This window comes from Streptomyces fuscigenes, assembly GCF_021556455.1.
GTDB lineage: Bacteria > Actinomycetota > Actinomycetes > Streptomycetales > Streptomycetaceae > Streptomyces > Streptomyces fuscigenes.
Genome location: NZ_JAKGCV010000180.1, coordinates 1 through 10,761, shown reverse-complemented (window position 1 = coordinate 10,761; position 10,761 = coordinate 1). Strand labels below are relative to the sequence as shown.

The 10,761-nt window shown below is 74.1% G+C and carries 8 protein-coding genes; 5 read left to right on the top strand and 3 right to left on the bottom strand.

What is annotated here, in order from left to right; all coding sequences use genetic code 11:
• Positions 1-318: 318 nt before the first annotated feature.
• Complete coding sequence (locus L1885_RS16030) at positions 319-3,576, top strand: sacsin N-terminal ATP-binding-like domain-containing protein (RefSeq protein WP_235797793.1); 3,258 nt, start codon at positions 319-321, stop codon at positions 3,574-3,576.
• 60 nt (positions 3,577-3,636) lie between these two features.
• Here the strand turns inward: L1885_RS16030 and L1885_RS16025 are convergent, their stop codons facing one another.
• Positions 3,637-3,981 carry a DUF2530 domain-containing protein gene (locus L1885_RS16025; RefSeq protein WP_235797792.1) on the bottom strand — a complete coding sequence of 115 codons (345 nt, stop codon included), beginning with the start codon at positions 3,979-3,981 and terminating at the stop codon, positions 3,637-3,639.
• 328 nt (positions 3,982-4,309) lie between these two features.
• Here L1885_RS16025 and L1885_RS16020 point away from each other — a divergent pair, with 328 nt between their 5' ends.
• The gene (locus L1885_RS16020) at positions 4,310-5,752 is read left to right on the top strand and encodes an NCS2 family permease (protein ID WP_235797791.1); all 1,443 of its coding nucleotides are present in this window, start codon (positions 4,310-4,312) and stop codon (positions 5,750-5,752) included.
• A 172-nt stretch (positions 5,753-5,924) separates the two neighbouring features.
• Here L1885_RS16020 and L1885_RS16015 read toward each other — a convergent pair whose 3' ends face one another.
• On the bottom strand, positions 5,925-6,113 hold the full coding sequence (locus L1885_RS16015) for a BrnA antitoxin family protein (RefSeq protein WP_235797790.1): 189 nt from the start codon (positions 6,111-6,113) through the stop codon (positions 5,925-5,927).
• A gap of 146 nt (positions 6,114-6,259) precedes the next feature.
• Between L1885_RS16015 and L1885_RS16010 the strand changes: the two genes are divergently transcribed.
• The 3 genes from L1885_RS16010 (at position 6,260) to thpR (ending at position 9,359) form a co-directional block, all read left to right on the top strand.
• On the top strand, positions 6,260-6,700 hold the full coding sequence (locus tag L1885_RS16010) for a MarR family winged helix-turn-helix transcriptional regulator (protein WP_235797789.1): 441 nt from the start codon (positions 6,260-6,262) through the stop codon (positions 6,698-6,700).
• A 592-nt stretch (positions 6,701-7,292) separates the two neighbouring features.
• Positions 7,293-8,600, top strand: a complete 1,308-nt coding sequence (locus L1885_RS16005) for an MFS transporter (protein WP_235797794.1) — start codon at positions 7,293-7,295, stop codon at positions 8,598-8,600.
• A 171-nt stretch (positions 8,601-8,771) separates the two neighbouring features.
• A complete protein-coding gene (gene thpR / locus L1885_RS16000) occupies positions 8,772-9,359 on the top strand; it encodes an RNA 2',3'-cyclic phosphodiesterase (protein ID WP_235797788.1) in 588 nt (195 codons plus the stop codon).
• Between the two features lie 284 nt (positions 9,360-9,643).
• Here the strand turns inward: thpR and L1885_RS15995 are convergent, their stop codons facing one another.
• Complete coding sequence (locus L1885_RS15995; protein WP_235797787.1) at positions 9,644-10,636, bottom strand: aldo/keto reductase; 993 nt, start codon at positions 10,634-10,636, stop codon at positions 9,644-9,646.
• Positions 10,637-10,761 lie beyond the last annotated feature (125 nt).

Sequence of the window (10,761 nt, the reverse complement as noted above, 5' to 3'; positions counted from 1 at the left end):
CTCCTCGGCGGCAGAGCGCCGTCCGTCCCCTGCCCGGCCGCGCCGCCGTCCCGGCCTCGGCCGCCCGGGCGGGTACCCCGGGCCCGTATGCGTCCTGCCGGCACGCGCCCGCGCGTCCGGCGCACCGCTCCGCCCCCGCCCGTACGGGTGCCCGTGGTCCGGACGTCACCGGGGCGGAACCCGCCGCTCACCGGCGTGGCCCGAACCGGGCGGCCGGGGAGTGCGAGGTGTGGTCGCCGGGTAGGGGGCGGTACCTTCGGGCCGCACGGCGCAGGTGCGTGTGGGGAACCGGCAGACAGAGCAGAGCGGAGTCACAACGTGAGCGTCACGACAGGCGACGGGGCCGACCCCTTCGACACCGCCCGGCTGCGGCGGGGAGTGCTCGACGCCTGGGCGGCGAGCCCCGCGAGGTTCCGTGAGGACGCCAACGCCGAGGAGGACCTCGCCCTCGGCGGCTACCGGGACCGGCTGGTCGTCGAGTTGGCACAGAACGCCGCCGACGCGGCGTCGCGCGCCGGGGTGCCCGGCAGGCTGCGACTGACCCTGCGCAGCCGGGGCGGGGACGGCGCGGGCGAGGGCCCGGTCCTGGTGGCCGCCAACACCGGCGCGCCCCTCGACGCGGCCGGGGTCGAGTCGCTGTCGACGCTGCGCGCCTCGGCCAAGCGCGAGGAGAGCGACAGCGTGGGCCGCTTCGGCGTCGGCTTCGCCGCCGTGCTCGCCGTCAGCGACGAGCCGGCGGTCGTCGGCCGGACCGGCGGTGTCCGCTGGTCGCTGACCGACGCGCAAGCGCTCGCGAGGGAGGCCGCGGCCGACCCGGCCCAGGACGCGGGCACCCCGCTCGGCGAGGAGATCCGGCGCCGCGACGGGCACGTGCCCCTGCTGCGCCTGCCGCTGCCCGCCGAGGGCGCCGCACCCGTGGGCTACGACACGGCCGTGATCCTTCCGTTGCGCGACGGCACCGCCCTCGACCTCGTGCGGCGGCTGCTCGCCGACGTCGACGACTCGCTGCTCCTGACGCTGACGGGCCTGGAGGAGATCGTCATCGAAGGCGCGGGGGGCGCGGGGGGCGCGGAGAGCGACGGCGGGCCGGGTGCCGAGCGGGTCCTGCGCCGCGTCGAGGACGGCCCCTTCGTCCGGGTCGAGGACGGCGGCGAGCGCCGCACCTGGCGGGTCGTGCGGCGGCACGGCACCGCCGCGCCCGAGCTGCTCGCCGACCGCCCGACGGAGGAACGCCTGCGCCCGCACTGGTCGGTCACGTGGGCCGTCCCGGTCGTCACGGCGGACGGCTCCGATCCCGAAGCCGGCTCCGGCGGGGGCGACGGCACCGCCGCCGGAGCCCCGGGCGTCCCGGGCCGGCCGGGGACCGCCCCGGTCGTCCACGCCCCGACGCCCACCGACGAGCCGCTGGGCGTGCCCGCGCTGCTCATCGCGTCGTTCCCGCTGGACCCGACCCGCCGCCACCCGGCCCCGGGCCCGTTCACCGACTTCCTCGTCGCCCGCGCCGCCGACGCGTACGCGGAACTGCTGGCTTCCTGGGACCCCGTGACGCCCGGCACCATCGATCTCGTGCCGGGCCCGCTCGGCAAGGGCGAGCTGGACGGGTCGCTGCGCGCGGCGATCCTGGAGCGCCTGCCGCGTGTCGCGTTCCTGCCGCCCGCCGCGCCCACGGACGAGATGCCCGCGCTGCGGCCCTTCGAGGCCGAGGTCGTGGAGGGCGCCGGCGCCGACACCGTACGCGTGCTGGCGGAGGTGCTCCCGACGCTGCTGCCCGGCGGCCACGAGCGCCGCGTCGAGCTGCGCACGCTCGGCGTCGGCCGGCTGCCGCTCGGCGACGCCATCGAGCGCATCGCGGGTGCCGAACGCCCGCCCGCGTGGTGGCACCGCCTGTACGAGTCACTGGCCGGCGTGGACCCGGACCGGCTGTCCGGGCTGCCGGTGCCGCTGGCCTCGGGTCGCACGGCGATCGGGCCGCGCCAGGTGCTGCTGCCGCTGCCGGACGCGGAGCCGCCCGCGGACCTCGGCCGCCTCGGCCTGAAGGTCGCCCACCCCGAGGCGGTGCATCCGCTGCTGGAGAAGCTGGGGGCGCTGGCGGCGACGCCGCGCGCCGTCCTGACGACCCCCCAGGTACGGGCCGCCGTCGCCGCGTCGCTCGACGCCGACGACATCTGGTACGAGGACGACGCCGCCGCGGCGCCCGGCCCCGAGGAACTGGCGGAGACCGTGCTGCGCCTCGTGCGCGACGCCGGGCTGGAGCCGGGCGACGAGCCGTGGCTCGGAGCGCTCGCCCTGCCCGACGAGGACGGCGAACTCGCGCCCGCGGGTGAACTGGTGCTGCCCGGCAGCGAGATCGCATCCGTGCTGCGTGAGGATGAACTTGCCTACGTCGACTCCGAGTTGGCGCAGCGCTGGGGTGAGCAGCCGCTCGCGGCGTGCGGGGTGCTCGCGGGCTTCGCGCTCGTACGCGCCACCGACGTGGTCCTCGACCCCGACGAACTGGAGCCCCGCAGCGGGGACTTCCCCGAACCGGACGACGCGGGCCTGCTCGACGCGGTCGACGTGTGGTGCGAGGACGTCCTCGACCGGCTGCCCGAGTCGCCGGTCCCGCCGGTCGCCACCGAGATCGTCGCCGTGCGGGATCTGGACCTCGTCGACGACGACGCCTGGCCCCGGGCGCTGGCCCTGCTGGCGCGGCCCCCGCTGCGCGACGCGCTGACCCAGCGGGTCAGGGTGCTGCTGCCGGACGGCACCGTCGAGACGGTGCGCCCGTACACGGCCTGGTGGCTGCGCGGGCACCCGGTGCTCGACGGGCGCAGGCCCGCCGGCCTGCGGGCCGCGGGCGGCGACCCGCTCCTGGACGGCCTCTACGACGCGGTCGACGCGACCGGATTCGACGACGCGGAGGTGCTGCGCGCCCTCGGGGTCCGCACCAGCACGGCGGCCCTGCTGGCCGAACCGGGTGGCGCCGCCGAGCTGCTGGGACGGCTCGCCGACCCGGAGCGCGCCGTCCGGCCCGCCCAACTGCGGGCCCTGTACACGGCCCTCAGCGACCTCGACCCGGAACAGGTCACTCTGCCGGACGAGTTGCGGGCCGTCGTGGACGGGCGGGTGCGCGTCGTCGACGCGGCCGACGCGCTCGTCGCCGACGCCCCCGACCTGCTGCCCCTGACGGCGGGCCTCCCGCTGCTGCCGGTGTCGCCCTCCGGTGCCGCCGAACTGGCGGAACTGCTCCAGGTGCGCCGGCTCGGCGAGTACGCCGCGGAGGAGGGCCTGGCCGAGGTCGCCTCGCGGGGCGAGGAGCACGACGTGCCGGAACCCGTACGCGTCCTGCTCGGCGCCGGGGCCCCGCGCACGTACGTGGAGCACGAGGAGCTCGTCGTGCACGGCCCCTCCGGCGACGTCGAACTCGACTGGCGCCGCACGCCGGACGGCACGGTGCACGTCGCGACCCTGGAGGGGGTGGCGGCCGGGCTGGCCTGGGCGGCCGGCCAGTGGCCGCGCCGCTTCGAGGTCGCGGCGCTGCTGGAGGACCCGACGCGGACGGCGGAGCTGGAGCGCGACCGCTGGTTCGACGCCTGAGCCGCCGGGAGCGGGGGCGCCCTCAGGCCCCGCCGGTCCCCTCAGGCCCCGCCGGTCCCGTCAGGCCCCGCCGGTCCCGTCGGGGCCGCGGGTGCCGTTCGCCGGGGCGGGCGGCTCGCCGCCCGGGGACTGGGCGTCGGGGTCCGCGTCGCGGGTGGCCGCCGAGCGCTTGATCGCCGCGTCCCGGGCCCGCACGTACCAGATGCCGAAGCAGCCGAGGCCCGCGCCGGCCAGGCACGTCCAGATCCACCAGGCGTGGCCGTGGTCGCTGAACCAGCCGTAGAAGGGCAGCTGGCCGAGGAACATCACGGACCAGATGATCGTGCCGGCCGTGACGGTGGCGACGATCGGCCCTTCGAGGGGTGCGGGGGCCTCGCGCTTCGGCGTCGCCGTGGGACCGGTCATGGCGACCAGTCTATGTGGGGGGTGTCACCCGGCCCCGGGGGCCTCCCGGGCCGGGCGGCCGCCGGACCTCCTTCGTAGGGACGTCCAAGCCCCCGGGCGCCGTCACGTGACGGCCAAGGACCCGAAAGTTGGTCGGTATGTCCCGATATGAAAGGGATCTACGCGCGGAGATGGTGATCTTCACGTACTTTTATTCATACTGAAACGGTTTCCGGTCGATCGTTGTCCTGATCTGCTCGTTCGAACATCCAAGATGAGCAGCGCATCCGAGCGCGACCAGAGACGGACACCCCCCGCCCCGCCCCGATGACGACTGAGGTCTCCACGCATGCCCTCCGCACCGGTCGACCCCGTGGGTCAGCCAGCTCCCGCGGACCCGCACAACGGGTTCGACCGCTACTTCAAGATCACACAGCGCGGCTCCTCCGTCGCCCGTGAGATCCGCGGCGGCTTCGCCACCTTCTTCGCGATGGCCTACATCATCGTGCTCAACCCGATCATCCTGGGCAGCGCGAAGGACATGTACGGCCACCACCTCAACAGCGGGCAGCTCGTGACGGCGACCGTCGTCACCGCCGCCTTCACCACGCTCCTGATGGGCGTGTTCGGCAACGTGCCGATCGCGCTGGCCGCCGGCCTCGGCGTCAACACCGTCGTCGCCCTCCAGCTCGCCCCCCGGATGAGCTGGCCCGACGCGATGGGCATGGTCGTGCTGGCCGGCCTCGTCGTGATGCTGCTCGTCGCGACCGGGCTGCGGGAGCGCGTCATGAACGCGGTGCCCGGCGGCCTGCGCAAGGGCATCGCCATCGGCATCGGCCTGTTCATCATGCTGATCGGCCTGGTGGACTCCGGGTTCGTCTCCCGCATCCCCGACGTCGCGCAGACCACCGTGCCGCTGCAGCTCGGCGCCACCGGCCACCTCGACGGCTGGCCGGTGCTGATCTTCGCCCTCGGCGCGATGCTGACCCTGGTGCTCCTGGTCCGCAAGGTGCCCGGCGCGATCCTGATCTCGATCGTGGCCATGACGGTCCTCGCGATCGTCATCAACCTCGTCGCCAAGGTGCCGTCCTGGGGCCTGACCGTGCCGAAGTGGCCCGGCAACCCGGTCTCGTCCCCCGACTTCGGGCTGATCGGCCACATCAGCCTGTTCGGCGGCTTCCACAAGGTCGGCATACTCACCGGCATCCTCTTCGTCTTCACCGTGCTGCTCTCGTCGTTCTTCGACGCCATGGGCACGGTCCTGGGCGTCGGCGACAAGGCCGGCCTGACCGACGAGAAGGGCCGGATCCCCGGCATCAACAAGATCCTGTTCATCGACGGCATGGGCGTCGCCGCGGGCGGCGTCAGCTCGTCCTCCGCGGGCACGTGCTTCGTCGAGTCCACGGCCGGTGTCGGCGAGGGCGCCCGCACGGGCCTGGCGTCGATCGTGACGGGCGCGCTGTTCGCGGTGTCGCTGTTCCTGACGCCGCTGGCCACGATGGTGCCCTCGCAGGCCGCGACGCCCGCGCTGGTCGCGGTCGGCTTCATGATCCTCGCCGGGTCGATCAAGGACATCGACTGGAGTGACTGGTCGATCTCCATCCCCGCGTTCCTGGCGATGGTGATAATGCCGTTCACCTACTCGATCACGAACGGCATCGGCATCGGCTTCATCACCTTCACCGTGCTGCGCCTGGCGCTCGGCCGCGGCAAGGAGGTCCCCGTCCCGATGTACGTGGTGTCGGCGGTGTTCCTCTTCTACTACCTGATGCCCGCGTTCGGCCTCGCCTGACGCGGCACGCGCGAGCGCGTACGAGTCGCGAGCGCGCGTACGGTCGCATGCGGTCACATGTGGGGACGTGGACGCGGCGCTCGCGCCGAAGGCCCCGCCCCGACGGAGAACCCTCTCCGGCGGGGCGGGGCCTTCGGCGTCCCGCCGGGTGGGCGGGGCGGGCGGTCCCGGCTCACCCGGCCGAGCTGCGGTAGAACCTCTCGGTCTCGTCCACGGCCGTCTTGAAGCGCTCGTCGAAGTCGTCCCGTACGAGCGTTCTGACCACGTAGTCCTGCACGCTCATCCCCCGTCTGGCCGCGTGGTGCCTGATCCGGTCGAGCAGCTCACCGTCGATCCGCAGGCTGAGCACTGTCGATCCCATGTCGGCAAGCGTCCGGCCCCGGTGGCGGCCGGGGGGTGACTTTCCGGAACAGAGTCACTCGTACGAGTGAAATGTGTGTGCCATGCCACCCGGAATCGGCCGCGCGCGGGTACTCCTTAGTTTGGGTAATGAGTTACTCTAAATACATGCCTGTCCTGTCCCACGACGTCGAGGACGACGCCGCCGTGAACTCCCTGCGCTCCGCCGTGATGCGGCTGGGGAGGCGGCTCAAGCACCAGCGCGTCGACGAGTCGCTGAGCCCCACCGAGATGTCGGTGCTGGGCACGCTGCGCCGCTGCGGCTCCGCCACACCGGGCGAACTGGCCCGCAAGGAGCACGTCCAGCCACCGTCGATGACCAGAATCGTGGCATTGCTGGAAGCCAAGGGGCTTGTCAGGCTGGAACCGCATCCCGACGACCGCCGGCAGAAGGTGGTCAGCCAGACCGAGCAGGCCGAGGCGATGCTCGAGGAGAGCCGCCGCAAGCGGAACGTCTGGCTGGCTTCCCTGATCGAGGGCTTGGACGAGGACGAGTGGGCGAAGCTGCGCGCGGCCGCCCCGGTCCTGGAGAAGCTCGCCGACCTGTGACCCAGCGGGTCGCGGGAGCGACGGAGGCCACGAGCCGCGCCACGAGCGCCACGTGCGCCACCGCGCGCCGAACGAACCCGCCGCCGGAGACGGCGGCACCGCACCATCGCGTCACCGCTGAGGAGGCGAACGCACTTTGAGTACGGGATCCGGAGCAGACTCCGCCCCCGCACACAAATCCGCCCACGACACCCAGAACACGCCCCCACCGACCCCGGGAGCCGACCAGGCACCCGTCGCCGGCGACGACACGGACGCCGACTCCGCGTCCGCCGCCGTGCAGACGGCCGAGGCGGCGGGGGAGGCCCTCGCGGCCGCCGACGTCGTCACCGCACCGGGGGCCCCGGCGCCCGGCACACCCGGCGGGCCCGGCACCTCCGGCCCGGCCCAGGCGCAGGACGCCTCCGAGGCGCGGGGCGCCGCCGGGGCGCAGGACGCACCGGACGGCCGGAGCGCGTCGTCCGCACCCGCGAACACCGCGAGCCCCGCGCACACCGCGATACCCGGCGCGTCCGGCAGCCCCCGCACGCCCGCGGGGCAGGGCACTCCGGCGGCACCCGGCACGCCCGGGCCCGGCACGGAGAACGACGGCCTGCCGGACGCCGCGCCCGGCGGCATGTTCTCGTCCCTGAAGATCCGCAACTACCGGCTGTTCGCCACGGGTGCCGTCGTCTCCAACATCGGCACATGGATGTCCCGCGTCACGCAGGACTGGCTGGTCCTGAGCCTGACCCACTCCTCGGCCGCCGTCGGCATCACCACGGCGCTGCAGTTCCTGCCGATGCTGCTGTTCGGCCTGTACGGCGGCGTGCTCGTGGACCGCTACCCGAAGCGCAGGCTGCTGATCGGCACCCAGGGTGCGATGGGGCTGTGCGGCCTCGTCCTCGCCACGCTGACGCTGTCCGGGCACGTCCAGGTCTGGCACGTGTACCTGATCGCGTTCCTGGTCGGCGTCGTCACGGTCGTGGACAACCCGACGCGGCAGTCCTTCGTGTCGGAGATGGTCGGCCCCAACCAGCTGCGGAACGCGGTCAGCCTCAATTCGGCCAACTTCCAGACCGCGCGACTGGTCGGCCCCGCCGTCGCCGGTGTGCTGATCACCTCCGTGGGCAGCGGCTACTCGTTCCTCTTCAACGGGCTCTCGTTCCTCGCACCCCTCACGGGACTGCTCCTGATGCGCCCGGGCGAGTTGCACAAGGGGCGGCTCGTGAAGAAGGGCAAGGGCCAGCTCAGGGAGGGGCTGCGGTACGTGAAGGGGCGGCCGGAGCTGATCGCGCCGATCGCCCTGGTGGGCTTCGTGGGCACGTTCGGCTTCAACTTCCCGATCTGGCTGACGGCCTTCGCGAACAACGTCTTCCACGGCGGCGCGGGCCTGTACTCGTTCTTCAACATCCTGATGGCGGCGGGCTCGCTGAGCGGCGCGCTGCTCGCGGCCCGCAGGCGTTCGACGCGGCTGCGGCTGCTCGTCTTCGCGGCGGCGGCGTTCGGGCTGCTCGAGGTCCTCGTGTCGTTCTCGCCGTACGTCTGGCTGTTCTGCCTGGTCCTCGTGCCGATCGGCATGATGGGCATGACGACCAACATCAGCGCGAACACGACGGTGCAGATGGCCGCCGAGCCCGCGATGCGCGGCCGCGTCATGAGCCTCTACATGATGGTGTTCGTCGGCGGCACGCCGATCGGCGGACCGCTGCTGGGCTGGGTCACCGACACCTTCGGCGCCCGCGTCGGCTTCGCCGCGGGCGGCGGGGTCACGCTGATCGCGGCGCTGGTCGTGGGGTTCGTCCTGGTCAAGGTCGTCGGCGTACGGCCCCGGATGGGCGTGCGCGACGGGCGGCCGTACGTGGAGCTCGTCCCGCGCGACGGCGGCAGGACGGAGGCCGAGCTGACCTCGGTCGCCTAGGCGGCCTGTCCTGAGAGGCTGCGGGCGGGAGAGGGCGGTCGGAGCGGGTGCCCCGGCCGCCCTTCGCGCACCCGGGCGGACCCCGGCGTCCGTACCGGACCCGGCCGGGCGGGTCCGGGGCCTCGGGCGTCCGGGTGCCGGGCGCCCGCCCGGCGTGCTTGGGTGGGCGGCGTGAGACTCTTCGCGGCCGTGCTGCCGCCCGACGAGGCCACCGATGCCCTGCGGGCCGCCGTCGCCCCGCTGCACGGCCTGCCGGGCGCCGACCGCCTGCGGTGGACGGCGGAGGAGGCCTGGCACTTCACCGTCGTGTTCCTCGGCGAGGTGGACGAGGAACTGCTGCCCGCGTTCGACGAGCGGCTGACCCGCGCCGCCCGGCGCTGCGCACCCTTCGCGCTGCGCGTCCGGGGCGGCGGCCACTTCGGCGGCCGGGCCCTGTGGGCCGGAGCGGACGGCGCGCTGCCCGAGCTGCGCCGGCTGGCCGAGCGGGCCGGGGCTGCGGCACGGCGCGCCGGGATCGGTACGCAGGAGCACCGCGCCTACCGGCCGCACCTCACCCTGGCCCGGGCACCGGCCCCCGCGCCCGGAGAGGCCGGCGTCGACCTGGACCCCTACGCCGAGCGGCTGGGCGGCGTGGAGGGACCCGTCTGGCAGGTGACGGATCTGTGCCTGGTGCGCAGCCGGCTGCCCGACGGGCGCACGCCGGGCGCGCGGCCCCGCTACGAGACCCTCGCGCGCCGGCCTCTCGGGCGGGGTCGTTAATCTCGGGAGTGTGGACCCGAAGACCCGGAACCGGATCATGGCCGGTGTGTTGTTCCTGCTGTTCGTGATCGTCGCGGTGGCCGCGGCGGTGCACTGAGCGGACGGCCCGGCGGGCAGGGCCGGCCCCCCGCGCGGCGCTGGGCCCACCGCCGGGCGTGCGGGATGACCGACGGGCGCGGGACGGAGACAGGGCGGGGGATGAAGACGGGGCGGGGGCGCGGGCCGGTCGACGCCACGGTCCCGCCCGCCCCACGCCCCCGCCCCGGTGGCTCCGGAGGCGTCCCCTACCAGGCGAAGGCCTCCGGCGAGGGGCCCGGCCCCGGGAAGATCTCGTCGAGGCCCGCCAGCAGCTCGTCCGACAGTTCCAGGTCCACGGCGCGCAGCCCCGACTCCAGCTGCTCCATCGTGCGCGGGCCGACGATCGGACCCGTGACGCCCGGCCGGGTCAGCAGCCAGGCCAGGGCGGCCTCGCCGGGCTCGACGCCGTGCTTGTCCAGCAGGTCCTCGTACGCCTGCACCTTGTCGCGCAGCGCCGGGGAGTCCTTGAGGCGGCTCAGCGAGCGGCCGCCCCCCTCGCCGCCGCGCTCGCGCTCCTTGCGGATCGCGCCGCCGAGCAGGCCGCTGTGCAGCGGCGACCAGGGGATGACTCCGAGCCCGTACTCCTGGGCGGCCGGGATGACCTCCATCTCGGCGCGGCGCTCGGCCAGGTTGTACAGGCACTGCTCGCTGACCAGGCCGACCCTGCCGCGCTGCCGTGCGGCCTCGTTGGCCTGCGCGATCTTGTAGCCGGGGAAGTTCGACGAGCCCGCGTAGAGGATCTTGCCCTGCTGGATCAGGACCTCGATGGCCTGCCAGATCTCCTCGATCGGGGTGTTCCGGTCGACGTGGTGGAACTGGTAGATGTCGATGTAGTCGGTCTGCAGGCGCTTGAGGCTCGCGTCCACGGCACGCCGGATGTTGACGGCCGAGAGCTTGTGGTGGTTGGGCCAGGCGGGGCCGTCGCCGGCCATGTTGCCGTTGACCTTGGTGGCGAGCACGGCCTTGTCCCGGCGGCCGCCGCCCTGCGCGAACCAGGTGCCGATGATCTCCTCGGTGCGGCCCTTGTTCTCGCCCCACCCGTAGACATTGGCCGTGTCGAAGTAGTTGACGCCGGCGTCGAGGGCCGCGTCCATGATCGTGTGGCTGTCGGCCTCGTTGGTGAGCGGGCCGAAGTTCATGGTGCCGAGGACGATGCGGCTGACTTCGAGACCCGTGCGTCCGAGTTGCGTGTACTTCATGGGTCACAGCCAACGCGTTCGAGCGAACTCGAAGCAAGGGTGCGGGGGTGCGCCGGGGCGGGTCGCGGCGCGAGGATGGTCCGGCGCGGGGCCGGGACCCGCGCGGCCGCGGCCCGCCGGACGGG

Coding starts and splice junctions, on each gene's coding strand:
- L1885_RS16020 (WP_235797791.1), top strand. CDS start 4,310: ATGCCCTCCGCACCGGTCGACCCCGTGGGTCAGCCAGCTCCCGCGGAC.
- L1885_RS16010 (WP_235797789.1), top strand. CDS start 6,260: ATGCCTGTCCTGTCCCACGACGTCGAGGACGACGCCGCCGTGAACTCC.
- L1885_RS16025 (WP_235797792.1), bottom strand. CDS start 3,981: ATGACCGGTCCCACGGCGACGCCGAAGCGCGAGGCCCCCGCACCCCTC.
- L1885_RS16015 (WP_235797790.1), bottom strand. CDS start 6,113: ATGGGATCGACAGTGCTCAGCCTGCGGATCGACGGTGAGCTGCTCGAC.
- L1885_RS15995 (WP_235797787.1), bottom strand. CDS start 10,636: ATGAAGTACACGCAACTCGGACGCACGGGTCTCGAAGTCAGCCGCATC.